Here is a 12,664-nt window from a genome sequence, read left to right on the forward strand (position 1 = left end):
CGACTCCTAGGACAGTCATGGCCATTGACGACCGCACCACAACCTCCGTACCAGAACAAACCACCCCCAGACGGGACCGTTCGACGTGGGGCGCCCTGCGCCCCCTCCTCCTGCGCGTCCACTTCTACGCGGGCCTCCTCATATCCCCCTTCCTCCTCGTCGCCGCCGTGAGCGGGCTGCTGTACGCCCTCTCCTTCCAGATCGAGAAGGTCGTGTACGACCACGAGCTGCGCACCCCCGTCGGAGAGCGGGTCCTGCCCCTCTCCGCACAGGTGGACGCCGCCCGTACGGCCCATCCCGAAGGGACGGTGACGGCCGTGTGGCCGTCACCGGAGGAGGGCGCCACCACGCGCGTCCTGATGAGCAGCCCGGAGGTCGAGGAGGGCAAGTCCCTCGCCGTCTTCGTCGACCCCTACACCGCCGAGGTACGCGGGGACCTGCCGAGCTACGGCAGCTCGGGCGCCCTCCCGCTGCGGGCCTGGCTCTCCCAGTTCCACGCGGACCTGAAGCTCGGCGAGTTCGGCCGCCACTACAGCGAGCTGGCCGCCAGCTGGATGTGGGTCGTCGCCCTGGGCGGCCTGCTGCTCTGGCTCGGCCGCAGGCGCGCCGCCAAGCGGTCCCTGTTCCTGCCCGAGCGCGGCCCCAAGTCCCGTCGCCGTACCCTCTCCTGGCACGGCGCGGTCGGCCTGTGGGCGGTGACCGGACTCGTCCTGCTCTCCGCCACCGGCCTGACCTGGTCGCGCTACGCCGGCGAGAACGTCGACGCGCTCCAGGCCCGGCTCGGCGGCACCACGCCCACCGTCTCCGCCACCCTCGGCGGCGCCGCGCCCACGACCGACGGCGGCGGCCACGAGGGCCACGGCGCCGGCCACCAGCAGCCGCAGGCACCGGCGGGGCCGGACGTCGGCATCGACAAGGCCGTCGAGGCGGCCGCCGCCGCGGGCGTCGCCGGGAAGATCGCGGTGACCCTCCCGGCCGACGGCAAGGGCTACGTCGTCAAGGAGACCGACACGCAGTTCCCCGCCCACCTCGACTCGGTCGCCGTCGACCCGGCCGACGGGCGGATCCTGGACGAGCTGCGGTTCGCCGACTATCCGCTCCTCGCCCAGCTCACCCGCATCGGCATCGACGCCCACATGGGCGTCTACCTGGGCCTGCCCAACCAGCTCGCCCTGGCCGCCCTCATGGTGGGCCTCATCCTCCTCATCCTGTGGGGTTACCGGATGTGGTGGCTGCGCAGGCCCACCAAGGAGCGGACGCTGAGCTTCGGCCGCCCCGTGCCGCGCGGCGCCTGGCGCAGGGTGCCGGCCACGCTGCTCCTGCCGCTGGCGGCCGGGACGGCGCTGGTGGGCTGGTTCGTACCGATGCTCGGCATCAGCCTGCTGGCGTTCCTGGTGCTGGACGCGGCGCTGGGGCTGTTCCCCAAGCGCACGGCACAGAGCGCCGCGCAGGACGCCGGACAGAGCGCCTCGGAGGGCGCCGCGCAGGACGCCTCCTAGGGCGCGTACTTGTAGCCGACCCGCCGTACGGTCTGGATCGTACGGCGGTGCTCGGCGCCCAGCTTGCGGCGCAGCCGCGCCACGTGCACGTCGACGGTGCGCCCGTCCCCGACGTGGCCGTAGCCCCACACGGTGGTCACCAGCTGGTCGCGCGTGTGCACGCGGTGCGGGTTCGCCACCAGGTGCGCCAGCAGCTCGAACTCCAGGTACGTGAGCTCCAGCGGCCGCCCGTCCACCAGGGCGGTGCGGCGGACCGTGTCGATGACCACAGGGCCGCCGACCGGCCCCTGAACCACGGCGGCCGGGCCGGGCAGGGCCTCCCCCTGCTCGGCCGGTACGAGGACGAGGTAGCCGACCATCGGCGGCTGCCCCGGCAGTACGGGCACGGCGTGCGGCGGTGCGGGCAGCCAGGTGGCGCCCGGCGGGATCAGCTCGGAGACGTCGACGACCTCGTCCCGGCCGACGGCGCGCAGCCGGTGCCGGCCGGACGGCAGGGGGAGGGGTGCGACAGGGGGGAGGGCGGTGACGGGGACGGCGGTACGGGTGTTCGCCATGATGAGGTCAGCTCTTTCGCGCGGAGGGACGGGAGTACGTCGTTGCGCGACGGCCGAAGGCGTGAGGGACCTGAGGGGCCTTCAGAGGCGGTAGGGGGCCGACGCGTTCCTCGCGCGGCAACACACCCGGTCGAAGTCGTGGTGCTGACGGGACGGCCAGAACGGCTCGAGGTCGTCGCTGCGACCCGTGGCGGTGTTCCGGAGGCTGGCCATACCGCTATTCAAGCAGAAACCCCCGTACGCGCGGGAGGGCGTCCGCCGAAAATCGGCGGACGCCCTCCCAGGTGCGTCGGGTGACGGCGGATCAGACCTGGCCGGCCTTCTCCAGGGCCTCGCAGCAGGTGTCCACCAGCAGGCGGGTCACCACGTACGGGTCGACGTTGGCGTTCGGACGGCGGTCCTCGATGTAGCCCTTGCCGTCCTGCTCGACCTGCCACGGGATGCGGACCGAGGCGCCGCGGTCGGACACGCCGTAGGAGTACTGGTCCCAGGGGGCCGTCTCGTGCAGACCGGTCAGGCGGTCGTCGATGCCCGCGCCGTAGTTCTTGACGTGGTCCAGCGGCTTCGAGCCCTCACCGAGCGCCTCGCACGCGGTGATGATGGCGTCGTAGCCCTCGCGCATCGCCTTCGTCGAGAAGTTGGTGTGCGCGCCCGCGCCGTTCCAGTCGCCCTTGACCGGCTTCGGGTCGAGGGTGGCGGAGATGCCGAAGTCCTCGGCGGTGCGGTAGAGCAGCCAGCGCGCGATCCACAGCTGGTCGGCGACGACCAGCGGCGCCAGCGGGCCGACCTGGAACTCCCACTGGCCGGGCATGACCTCGGCGTTGATGCCGGAGATGCCCAGGCCCGCCTTCAGGCAGTTGTCCAGGTGCGCCTCGACGACGTCACGGCCGAAGATCTCGTCGGCGCCGACACCGCAGTAGTAGCCGCCCTGCGGGGCCGGGAAGCCGCCGGCCGGGAAGCCCAGCGGACGGGTGCCGTCGAAGAAGGTGTACTCCTGCTCGATGCCGAAGATCGGCTCCTGGGCGGCGTACCGCTCCGCGACCTCGGCCAGCGCCGCACGCGTGTTGGACTCGTGCGGGGTCATGTCCGTGTTGAGGACCTCGCACAGGACCAGGATGTTCTCCCCGCCGCGGATCGGGTCCGGGCAGACGTAGACCGGCTTCAGGACGCGGTCCGAGGAGTGCCCCTTGGCCTGGTTGGTGCTGGATCCGTCGAAGCCCCAGATGGGGAGCTCGGCGACGTCGGTGGCCGCGCCTGCCGGGAGGATCTTCGTCTTCGAGCGAAGCTTGGCGGTCGGCTCGGTGCCGTCGATCCAGATGTACTCGGCCTTGATGGTCACGGGGGTGCCTCATCCTTCGGGTGCAGCGGGTGTCGCGCTCCGGGAAGCTTGGCAACACGGGATTTCCCGACGGTGTCCCGATTGTGAACCCCGTGTTACTCGGCTTTTCCGCAATGCTCCGGAACGCCCCTTATGCCCCCCGGTTCTTCACACCCTGTGCGACGGTGTGCGCGTGGAGCAACGGACCGAACCCGGCGGCCCGGACACGCGCCACCAGCTCGGCGTATCCGGTGCCCAGCGCCTCCGCCGTACGCCCCAGGTGCCAGTCGCAGTCCGCCAGCCGCCGCAGCAGATAACCGCGCCGGACCTGGTTCTCCGACAGCCGGAACGTCTTCAGATAGGCCGTCCGCCCCTTGTGGTCGGTGATCAGCTCGCCGATGTGCTGCTCCGCCCCGCCGCCCCGCTGGAAGGGCGGCAGGAACCGGTACAGCCCGTACGGGCCCATCCGCCGCACCCGCTCGAAGGCGTACGGGGTCTGCAGCAGGTCCCGCGCCATGAGCCCGTCGTGCGCCTCCGTCCACGCCCGCTCCTGCGCCCGCGCCGCGGCCCGCAGACCGGCGAGCGTGCGCGGGGCGGCGGTGTCGGGGATGCGCGCGGTGAACTCCGGGACCGGCGCGCCGTACAGGGCGTACTGGTACACCGTCTCGCCGTACAGGTCCTCGATGAGCGACGGGTGCAGGGCGCGGTAGTCGTCCGGGTGCGGGACGACGAAGGCGGCGGCGAGCGCGTCCGCCGCGTACACCATCACCCCGCACTGGCCCGGGTGGATCTCGAAGACGCGCAGCGCCTCGCCGAGCCCGCGCACCCGCCGCCCGGCGTACGCGTCCTCCGCGCGCGGCGACAGGCCCTGGCGTACCGCCTGCCGGGACCACTCGTCCCACACGATGGACGGGCCGCCGAAGTGCAGCGCCAGGTACCCCTCCAGGGCGAGGTGCAGCGGCAGGAAGCGGACCCGCCCCGTGCGCCGCTCCCCCTTGACCAGGCGGTGGTGGAGCCGGACGGGGACGCGGCAGGGCGCCTCGCTCTCGCCGTCGTCCGCGCCGAGCCGGGTCCCGTACGCCGCCGACTCGGCCGGCTGCCCCTTGCCGCCGGACCAGTCCGCCACGAGACCGTGCGGGATGTACGACACGTACGCGGTGCGCGGGCCGATGTCGACCACGCCGTACCCGCCGTAGACCCGCCGGTGCAGGCGCAGCCCCTCCAGCGGCTCGGCCCGCACCAGGGGTACGAGCCGGATGCCGCCCCACACCTGCGCGGGCCGGGCGGTCAGGCCCGCCAGATCGATCCGGGTCACGACACACCCTCCAGGAACAGCTCCACCCGCCGGTCGAAGTACGCCCGCAGCTCCGCGAGCCCCGTGCGCCCCTCCGCGAACTGCGCCACCTCCACCAGGGCGGGCAGGTCCTCCGCGTCCCGGATCCCGGCCGTCGGCACGCTCGGCGCGAGGCGCCGCACGTCGAAGCCGTCGGCGTCGTACACCGGGTTCAGGTGCACCACGCTGGTACGCCGCTCCGGGTCGAGCCGGGTGCGCCAGACCCGCAGCACCTCGCCGGCCAGGCCGGGCGGCGCGTTGTCCCACCCGTCCGAGACGATCACGAGCCGCTGCGGCTCCGCCTCCAGCGCGTCGAGGATCCGCGTACCGAGCGGTGTCGGCCCCCAGGGGCGTACGAGGAGGGCGTCCGTGCCGCCCGAGGTCCACAGGGGCGTGTACGCCGTCGCCAGCGCCTCCAGCAGGAAGTGGCAGCCCAGTGCCACGGCGAGCGGGCGGCGCCGCTTCTCGCCGGAGCCGGACGCGGAGTAGCTGTCGTCGAGGACCGCCGCGACCCGCCCCCATGTCCCGGCGTACGGCCCCGCCGCCCGGCGCGCCGCGGCGCGCAGCGCGCCCGTCAGCTCCGCGCGCCGCGCCACCCGCTCCTCGACGCCGAGCGACAGCGCGTACAGCGCGAGCCGGGTCAGCGGCATGGCGGTGAGGTCCGCGGCCGGGCCGGTGCGCTGGGTGCGCAGCCGCTCCAGGCGGGTCATCCGGGGCGCGATGCGCTCCAGGAAGACCTCGCGCGGGATGCCGTGGCGGGCGGCGAAGCCCTCGGCGACGGTGAAGGGCAGTTTGTAGACCGCCGCCTGCTCGTACTGGGCGCGGTGGTGCGCGTCCAGGAGGGCGTGGTCGTACCCCAGGTGGCCGCGGGACGCGAAGAGGAACCGCCCGACCTCGTCTCCCGGCAGCGGGGCGTGGGCGTGACGGGCGGCCGTCTTCATCCCGGTGCGGTACTTCACCGCGTCGTACGCCGGGTCGGGGCGGGCCGCCAGCCAGTCGCGTATGAGCGCACGCGTGCGGCGGTTGTTGACCCTGGCGGCGCGCAGCGCGCGGAAGAGGCGGTACACGCGCGGGGGCGGGAGCGTGGCCAGCCGGGCCGCGATGAGCCGCCCCTCGGTGCGCTTGGCCTCGGCGCCGCCCGCTTCGGCCGCCGTGCGGAGCAGCGCCTCGACGATGAGCGCGGCGTTGTGGTCGTTGATGTCGAGGGCGAGGGTGGCGGCGTACAGGGGCCGGTAGTTGACCCGTACGTATTCGTGGAGGAAGGACAGCGACAGGCGCTGCTCCTGTGCGTCCGACCGGAATTCGCGCTGGCCCGTCGCCGTCACGGCGGCGTTGACGAAGAGCAGCACGTCCTCGGCCGCGATGAGGTCGGAGAGGGTCTCCGCCATCGTCTCTTCCCCCCGGGACTGCTGTACTGGCGGCTGCGAACGTCGGTGCCGGCCGGGGAATGAGGGCGCGAACAGCTGAATCATTGCTTCATAGGCAAGTCCCGGAAGTCGCACCGGAGTCCCGCGGCCGGCCTCCGCAAGGTAACACCGCGGGCGGAGACCCGGCTCGGGCTTTTGTCAGCCCACGCGTTCGATCCGGGCCTTGCGGATCAGGAACTTGCCGGGCTCGCGGACCTGCTCGAACGCGGCGTCGTTCAGCAGGGCGCAGCTGCCGGAGGGGGCGGTGACCTCGACGGTGGTGGACTTGCCGTTGTCGAGGTTGGTCACCTTGAGCTTGGTGCCGATGGGGAACTGGTTGCTGGAGGCGGCCGGGGCGCCGCCGTCGCCGGAGAGGGTCACCGTGGACCCGGCGCAGACGACCTCGCCGACGGCACCACCGCCGCCCTGCTGCCCGCCCTGCCCGGCACCGGCTCCTGCACCTGCTCCGGCAGCGGCTCCGGCACCCGGGGCCTGGCCGCCGGCCTGGGCTCCACCGGCTCCGGCACCCGGGGCCTGGCCGCCGGCCTGGGCTCCACCGGCACCACCCTTGTCGGCGGCGCCACCGCCGGCCCCGCCCTTGCCTGCAGCGGCGCTGCCCTGCCCCACCTTGCACCCGGAGGCGGCCTGCTTGCGCTTGATCTCCTCGATCACCGCCAGCCGGTTGGCGATCCGGGCCTCCGACTGGGCGTCAGGGTTGGCGCGCTGACCGGCGATGAACTGCTCGTTGTTGCCCAGCGCGGTCGCGAGCCCGTCACAGGCGACGGACGCCTGGCTGGTCCCGGTCATCACCACCGCCGTACCGCCGGACATCACGACCGCGCCGATGAGGAGGGCGAGCTTCTTCTTCCCGCTGAGGGTCTTTCCGCGTGACACGTGGGGGGCTCCTGTCCCCGGCCGCACGGGGGAACGCCGGCCGGATCGGTTCCGTGTGTGCCCCTACGTACGAGTAGCAAGCGGAATTTGCTCAACCGCCCCTCAGGAACGGCTGATCGCCTCGCGCACAGCCTCGTCGGTGCGGCCCACCACCGCCGTGCCGTCGTCGGCCGTGATGATCGGACGCTGGATCAGCTTCGGGTGCTCCACCAGCGCCGTGATCCAGCGCTCACGCGCACCGGCGTCGCGCGGCCACTCCTTCAGGCCGAGCTCCTTGGCGGCGGCCTCCTGGGTGCGGGTGATGTCCCACGGCTCCAGGCCGAGCCGGTCCAGTACGTCGCGGATCTCGTCCGCGGAGGGCACGTCCTCCAGGTAGCGGCGGACGGTGTACTCGGCGCCCTCCTCGTCGAGCAGCTTCAGGGCGCCACGGCACTTGGAACAGGCCGGATTGATCCAGATCTCCATGCCCGTCACCGTACCCGCCGCACCACCGGAAACCCTGGCGGAGCCGCCTGTGAAGCCCCGTCGGACAGGGCCGATTGTCAGTGGTGGCCGGTAAAATTCAGGTAGTTCGTGAGGGCCCGGGGGAGGGCCCCCACACCGCGTACCAGGAGGTCGCCGATGGCTGTCGCCACGGTCCGGACACTGCCCCTCGAACCCTGGAAGCCTCTGCAGAAGAAGCCACTGCCGGCGGGCCGGCCCCGCGAGTGGTACGTCTCCCACAACCGCCGCCTCAAGGCCATGCGCCTGGCGATCGCCCTGCTGGACTCGGGCGTCTACCACCCGTCCAAGGCCGACGACGACACGATACGCAGCACGGCGGCGCGCCTCGGCGTGCACGCCCCGTCCGACGCCACCTGCCGCATGGTGCGCACCCTGATCCGCTCCGGCCGCTGAATCCCTCTCCCGCCGCCCCTCCCGGGGCGGCGGGCCCACGCTCCCGCTGGCTGAGGACCACCTACATGACGAGCACCCGCCCCCGTATGACCGCCGAGGAGCGCCGCCGGCGTCTCGCCGTACGCCATCACCTGGCGCCCGCCGCCCGCGCGGCCACGGCCGAGGAGGTGGCGCGCTCGCTCACCGCCCTGCACGGCACCGACCCGGCCACCGTGTACCTGGCGGTGGGCGCCCGGCTCGCCGACCCGGCCGGCCCGGTGGCCGCCATGGAGCGGGCGCTGTACGAGGACCGCACCCTGGTCCGTATGCACGGCATGCGCCACACCGTCTTCGTGGTGCCCACGGACCTCGCGCCCGTCGTCCAGTCGTCCACCACGCACGCGGTCGCCGCCCGCGAGCGGGCCAACCTCCTCAAGCAGCTGACGGCGGGCAGCTCCCTCGACGGGGCGTGGCTGGCGGACGTCGAGGAGTCCACCCTCGCGGCCCTGGCCCGCCGCGGCGAGGCCACCGCCGCGGAACTCGCCGCCGAAGAACCCCGCCTGCGCGAGCAGTTCGTGTACGCCCCCGGCACCGCGTACGAGACCAGGCAGAGCGTCTCCACGCGCCTGCTGCGGCTGCTCGGCACCGAGAACCGCGTCGTCCGCGCCCGTCCGCTGGGCTCCTGGACCTCCAGCCGGTTCCGCTGGGCGATCGCCCCCGCGCTGCCGGACCTGCCACCCGCCGAGGCCCAGGCCGCGCTCGTCCGCCGGTGGCTGGAGGCGTACGGCCCGGCGACGGAGGCGGACCTCAAGTGGTGGACGGGCTGGAAGGTCACGGACGTCCGCAAGGCCCTCAAGGCCGTCGAAGCGGTCGAGGTCGACCTCGACGACAACACGACCGGCCACGTCCTGCCCGACGACACGTCCCCCACCGACCCCCCGGCCCCCTGGGCGGCCTTCCTCCCGGCGCTCGACCCCACCCCCATGGGCTGGCAGCACCGCGACTGGTACCTCGACCCGGCCCACCGCCCCGAGCTCTTCGACCGCAGCGGCAACATCGGCCCCGCCATCTGGTGGAACGGCCGCGTCATCGGCGCCTGGACCCAACGCCCGACCGGCGAACCGACCTGGCGCCTCCTCACGGACCCGGGCCGCGAGGCGACCTCGGCCATCGAGACGGAAGCGGCCCGCCTCCACACCTGGCTCAACGGCACACGCATCACCCCCCGCTTCCGCACCCCACTGGAGCGCGCGCTGTCCGCGTGAGCCGCAGCCCACGTCAGCCGTCGTCCCGCCCCCCTCCGTGCGTCGCCGAGTGGTCCCGAGAACCGGGATCGATGCCACCTTGTACGAGGCCGCTCACGGCGAAGGCCGCCACCCCGCTCCGGGGGTGGCGGCCTTCGCACGGGATCCGCGGCGTGCGGGTCGGCTTAGAGGTCGAAGTACAGCTCGAACTCGTGCGGGTGCGGGCGCAGCTGGATCGGGGCGATCTCCTTCGTGCGCTTGTAGTCGATCCACGTCTCGATCAGGTCGGACGTGAAGACGCCACCCGCCTGGAGGTACTCGTTGTCCTCCTCCAGCGCGTTCAGCACCGACGCGAGGTCCGTCGGGACCTGCGGGACGCCCGCGTGCTCCTCGGGGGCGAGCTCGTAGAGGTCCTTGTCGATCGGCTCGGCCGGCTCGATCTTGTTCTTGATGCCGTCGAGGCCCGCCAGCAGCAGGGCCGAGAAGGCCAGGTACGGGTTGGACGACGGGTCCGGGGCGCGGAACTCGACGCGCTTGGCCTTCGGGTTGGAGCCCGTGATCGGGATGCGCATCGCGGCGGAGCGGTTGCGCTGCGAGTAGACGAGGTTCACCGGGGCCTCGAAGCCCGGGACCAGGCGGTGGTAGGAGTTCACCGTCGGGTTGGTGAAGGCCAGCAGCGACGGGGCGTGCTTCAGGATGCCGCCGATGTAGTAGCGGGCGGTGTCCGAGAGGCCCGCGTAGCCCTGCTCGTCGTAGAAGAGCGGCTCGCCGCCCTGCCACAGCGACTGGTGGACGTGCATGCCGGAGCCGTTGTCACCGAAGATCGGCTTCGGCATGAAGGTCGCGGTCTTGCCGTTGCGCCAGGCGACGTTCTTCACGATGTACTTGAAGAGCATCAGGTCGTCGGCGGCGGCCAGCAGCGTGTTGAACTTGTAGTTGATCTCGGCCTGGCCGGCGGTGCCCACCTCGTGGTGCTGGCGCTCGACCTGGAGGCCGGACTTCTCCAGCTCCAGGGAGATCTCGGCGCGCAGGTCGGCGAAGTGGTCGACCGGCGGGGCCGGGAAGTAGCCGCCCTTGTAGCGGACCTTGTAGCCGCGGTTGTCCTCGAGGGCACCGGTGTTCCAGGCGCCGGCCTCCGAGTCGATGTGGTAGAAGCCCTGGTTCGCCGAGGTCTCGAAGCGGACCGAGTCGAAGACGTAGAACTCCGCCTCCGGGCCGAAGTACGCCGTGTCCGCGATGCCGGTGGAGGCGAGGTACGCCTCCGCCTTCTTGGCGATGTTGCGCGGGTCGCGGCTGTACTGCTCGCCCGTGATCGGGTCGTGGATGAAGAAGTTGATGTTCAGCGTCTTGTCGCGGCGGAAGGGGTCCACCCGCGCCGTGGACAGGTCGGCGCGCAGCGCCATGTCCGACTCGTGGATGGCCTGGAAGCCGCGGATCGACGAGCCGTCGAACGCGAGCTCCTCGGCCGGGTCGAACGCCGTCGCCGGGATCGTGAAGTGCTGCATCACACCCGGAAGGTCACAGAACCGGACGTCGACCATCTTGATGTCGTTGTCCTTGATGAACTTCTGGGCTTCGTCGGCGTTCTGGAACATCCAACTCCTCCTACTCCCACCCAGGGAGGGGCGGGGTTGCAGCTCGGTCGTGGGGCCAGTGCGGTGGCACACGCTGGTTCCGACCCTAGGTACCCGGGATTTCTCGGGCATGACCCATTTGTTTCGGGAAAGTTAACCAGCGGACGGGCGGGTAACACGTCAAGGACCCGGGTCGAAGTGATCGAAAGCGGGCACAGTACCGTGGTCGCGTGGACAACAGGCAAGCAATCGGATCGTGGCTCTCCGGACCGCGCGCGGCCGCCGAGGAGATGGGCGCGGACTTCGGCTACCGGGGTGAACGCCTCGGCCTGCCGCAGGAGGGACCGGGCTCCATCGCCCCGCTCGGGCGGCGCTTCGGGGCCCTCTTCATCGACTGGACCCTGTGCCTCGTGATCGCATACGGGCTGATCGCGCCCGGTGACCAGACCAGGGCCGGCAACTGGGCCATCGTGGTGCTCTTCGTCCTCAGCGTGCTCACCGTCGGCACCATCGGCAGCACCCCGGGCAAGCGTCTCCTCGGTCTGCGGGTCATCTCCGTCGACGGCGAGCGGCTCCCGTTCCTCCGCGTGTGGCTGCGCAGCATGCTGCTCTGCCTCGCGATCCCCGCGCTGATCTGGGACCGCGACGGGCGCGGACTGCACGACCGGCTCTCCCGCGCCGTGCAGGTCCGGAGCGGCTGACCGTACGCCCACGCATACGCCTACGAAAGAGGGGCGCCCCACCATCGGCGGTGGGGCGCCCCTTTTTCGTAGGTCGCGTTCGTAGGTCGCGGCTAGCGCATCCGACCGCCGCGCGGCATCCGCATGCCCTTGGGCATCGGGCCCTTCGGCAGCGGCATGTTGCTCATCAGGTCCCCGAGCGCGCGCAGCCGGTCGTTGGCCTGCGTCACCTGCGGACCCGTGAGCACCCGCGGCAGCTTCAGCAGGGTCACGCGCAGCTTCTTCAGCGGCACCTGGCCCTCACCGGTGCCGACGATGACGTCGTGCACGGGGACGTCGACGACGCGGGCCATCCGCTTCTTCTCGGCCGCGAGCAGCGGCCGCAGCCGGTTCGGGTTGCCCTCGCCGACCAGGACGATGCCCGCCTTGCCGACCGCCCGGTGGACCACGTCCTGGTTGCGGTTCATCGCCACCGCCGGGGTGTGCGACCAGCCGCGGCCCACGTTCTGCAGGACGGCGGCCGCCGCACCCGGCTGGCCCTCCATCTGCCCGAAGGCCGCCCGCTCGGCGCGCCGCCCGAAGACGATCGCCATCGCGAGGAAGGCCAGCAGGAAGCCGAGGATCCCGAGGTAGATCGGATGGCCGATCAGGAAGCCGATCGCGAGGAGGACGCCGAAGACGACGATCCCCACGCCCGCGACGACAAGCCCGACCTTCGGATCGGCCTTTCGGGTCATCTTGTACGTCAGGGCGATCTGCTTCAGTCGCCCGGGGTTCGCAGCGGCGTCAGCGCCGTCTGAGTTTGCCTTCCTCGCCATGCTGTGAAGTTTACGTGGCGGAGGAAGTGCGGCCCGACACCGCCTCCAGTACGTGCTCGGCCTCGACCCGGTCGCGGGCCCGGCGGCGGTCCTCCAGGACCGACGTCCAGGCGTTGCGGCGGGCCGTGCGCTGGCCCGCGCCGAGCAGCAGCGCCTCCAGGGTCCGCAGGGCGCCGGTGACGGTCGGGACGGCCGGGATCGGCGGGATGGACGAGATGGACGGGAACGCGTGGGCTCGTACCTCGCGTACCTCGTGGGCCATGGTGTGGGTCCCCCCTCGGAGCGGGTTCGGCGGGAGCATGGGTGACTGCTGTGTGCGGTGCGTACGAACAGCATCACAGACTGGTGTTACCAAGGCATGGCGGGCCGGTCAAACGGCGATGAAACGTTCACGCCGCGCCAGGGCCCCGCCGCGCCCGTCCCGGAGAACGCCGACGCGGCCCGTACCCGCCCCGACCTGCGGGGACG

Annotated in this window: 13 protein-coding genes; 4 read left to right on the top strand and 9 right to left on the bottom strand. The window is 72.2% G+C overall.

Annotated features, from left to right (window positions below):
- Positions 1–17 precede the first annotated feature (17 nt).
- Positions 18–1,499, top strand: coding sequence for a PepSY domain-containing protein (locus tag AB0A69_RS02090; RefSeq protein ID WP_361414330.1), 1,482 nt, complete (start codon positions 18–20; stop codon positions 1,497–1,499).
- On the opposite strand, the gene AB0A69_RS02095 is transcribed toward AB0A69_RS02090, so the two are convergent.
- The 6 genes from AB0A69_RS02095 to AB0A69_RS02120 all read right to left on the bottom strand — a co-directional run bounded on the left by AB0A69_RS02095 (position 1,496) and on the right by AB0A69_RS02120 (position 7,469).
- Positions 1,496–2,053: a winged helix-turn-helix domain-containing protein gene (locus AB0A69_RS02095; protein WP_361414332.1), complete on the bottom strand. Its 558-nt coding sequence runs from the start codon at positions 2,051–2,053 to the stop codon at positions 1,496–1,498. The genes AB0A69_RS02090 and AB0A69_RS02095 overlap by 4 nt on opposite strands.
- A gap of 304 nt (positions 2,054–2,357) precedes the next feature.
- Positions 2,358–3,392 (bottom strand): glutamine synthetase, encoded by a 1,035-nt coding sequence (gene glnII / locus AB0A69_RS02100; RefSeq protein WP_361414334.1) that lies wholly within the window; start codon positions 3,390–3,392, stop codon positions 2,358–2,360.
- Positions 3,393–3,522: 130 nt separating this feature from the next.
- Positions 3,523–4,686, bottom strand: a complete 1,164-nt coding sequence (locus AB0A69_RS02105) for a hypothetical protein (protein ID WP_361414336.1) — start codon at positions 4,684–4,686, stop codon at positions 3,523–3,525.
- Entirely contained in the window at positions 4,683–6,092 is a 1,410-nt protein-coding gene (locus AB0A69_RS02110) for a hypothetical protein (protein ID WP_361414338.1), read from the bottom strand. Before AB0A69_RS02110 ends, AB0A69_RS02105 begins: the two co-directional genes overlap by 4 nt.
- Before the next feature lie 177 nt (positions 6,093–6,269).
- On the bottom strand, positions 6,270–7,004 hold the full coding sequence (locus tag AB0A69_RS02115) for a hypothetical protein (RefSeq protein ID WP_361414340.1): 735 nt from the start codon (positions 7,002–7,004) through the stop codon (positions 6,270–6,272).
- Between the two features lie 102 nt (positions 7,005–7,106).
- A complete protein-coding gene (locus AB0A69_RS02120; protein ID WP_361414342.1) occupies positions 7,107–7,469 on the bottom strand; it encodes an arsenate reductase family protein in 363 nt (120 codons plus the stop codon).
- A gap of 156 nt (positions 7,470–7,625) precedes the next feature.
- Here AB0A69_RS02120 and AB0A69_RS02125 point away from each other — a divergent pair, with 156 nt between their 5' ends.
- Together AB0A69_RS02125 and AB0A69_RS02130 are read left to right on the top strand one after the other, a co-directional pair.
- Positions 7,626–7,901 (top strand): hypothetical protein, encoded by a 276-nt coding sequence (locus AB0A69_RS02125; protein ID WP_361414344.1) that lies wholly within the window; start codon positions 7,626–7,628, stop codon positions 7,899–7,901.
- Positions 7,902–7,966: 65 nt separating this feature from the next.
- Positions 7,967–9,145 carry a winged helix DNA-binding domain-containing protein gene (locus AB0A69_RS02130; RefSeq protein WP_361414346.1) on the top strand — a complete coding sequence of 393 codons (1,179 nt, stop codon included), beginning with the start codon at positions 7,967–7,969 and terminating at the stop codon, positions 9,143–9,145.
- A 164-nt stretch (positions 9,146–9,309) separates the two neighbouring features.
- On the opposite strand, the gene glnA is transcribed toward AB0A69_RS02130, so the two are convergent.
- Positions 9,310–10,719 carry a type I glutamate--ammonia ligase gene (gene glnA, locus AB0A69_RS02135; protein WP_361414348.1) on the bottom strand — a complete coding sequence of 470 codons (1,410 nt, stop codon included), beginning with the start codon at positions 10,717–10,719 and terminating at the stop codon, positions 9,310–9,312.
- A 209-nt stretch (positions 10,720–10,928) separates the two neighbouring features.
- On the opposite strand from glnA, the gene AB0A69_RS02140 reads away from it, so the two are divergent.
- Positions 10,929–11,399: an RDD family protein gene (locus AB0A69_RS02140; RefSeq protein WP_361414350.1), complete on the top strand. Its 471-nt coding sequence runs from the start codon at positions 10,929–10,931 to the stop codon at positions 11,397–11,399.
- Between the two features lie 92 nt (positions 11,400–11,491).
- Here AB0A69_RS02140 and AB0A69_RS02145 read toward each other — a convergent pair whose 3' ends face one another.
- Together AB0A69_RS02145 and AB0A69_RS02150 are read right to left on the bottom strand one after the other, a co-directional pair.
- Positions 11,492–12,196: a DUF4191 domain-containing protein gene (locus AB0A69_RS02145; protein WP_361414351.1), complete on the bottom strand. Its 705-nt coding sequence runs from the start codon at positions 12,194–12,196 to the stop codon at positions 11,492–11,494.
- 10 nt (positions 12,197–12,206) lie between these two features.
- Positions 12,207–12,458 (bottom strand): hypothetical protein, encoded by a 252-nt coding sequence (locus AB0A69_RS02150; protein ID WP_361414353.1) that lies wholly within the window; start codon positions 12,456–12,458, stop codon positions 12,207–12,209.
- Positions 12,459–12,664 lie beyond the last annotated feature (206 nt).

This window comes from Streptomyces sp. NPDC045431, from assembly GCF_040646655.1.
Classification (GTDB): Bacteria; Actinomycetota; Actinomycetes; order Streptomycetales; family Streptomycetaceae; genus Streptomyces.

Bases quoted from the DNA above. Each gene is read 5' to 3' on its own strand.
- AB0A69_RS02090 (WP_361414330.1), top strand. From the start codon at position 18: ATGGCCATTGACGACCGCACCACAACCTCCGTACCAGAACAAACCACC.
- AB0A69_RS02095 (WP_361414332.1), bottom strand. From the start codon at position 2,053: ATGGCGAACACCCGTACCGCCGTCCCCGTCACCGCCCTCCCCCCTGTC.
- AB0A69_RS02110 (WP_361414338.1), bottom strand. From the start codon at position 6,092: ATGGCGGAGACCCTCTCCGACCTCATCGCGGCCGAGGACGTGCTGCTC.
- AB0A69_RS02120 (WP_361414342.1), bottom strand. From the start codon at position 7,469: ATGGAGATCTGGATCAATCCGGCCTGTTCCAAGTGCCGTGGCGCCCTG.
- AB0A69_RS02125 (WP_361414344.1), top strand. From the start codon at position 7,626: ATGGCTGTCGCCACGGTCCGGACACTGCCCCTCGAACCCTGGAAGCCT.
- AB0A69_RS02130 (WP_361414346.1), top strand. From the start codon at position 7,967: ATGACGAGCACCCGCCCCCGTATGACCGCCGAGGAGCGCCGCCGGCGT.
- glnA (WP_361414348.1), bottom strand. From the start codon at position 10,719: ATGTTCCAGAACGCCGACGAAGCCCAGAAGTTCATCAAGGACAACGAC.
- AB0A69_RS02145 (WP_361414351.1), bottom strand. From the start codon at position 12,196: ATGGCGAGGAAGGCAAACTCAGACGGCGCTGACGCCGCTGCGAACCCC.
- AB0A69_RS02150 (WP_361414353.1), bottom strand. From the start codon at position 12,458: ATGGCCCACGAGGTACGCGAGGTACGAGCCCACGCGTTCCCGTCCATC.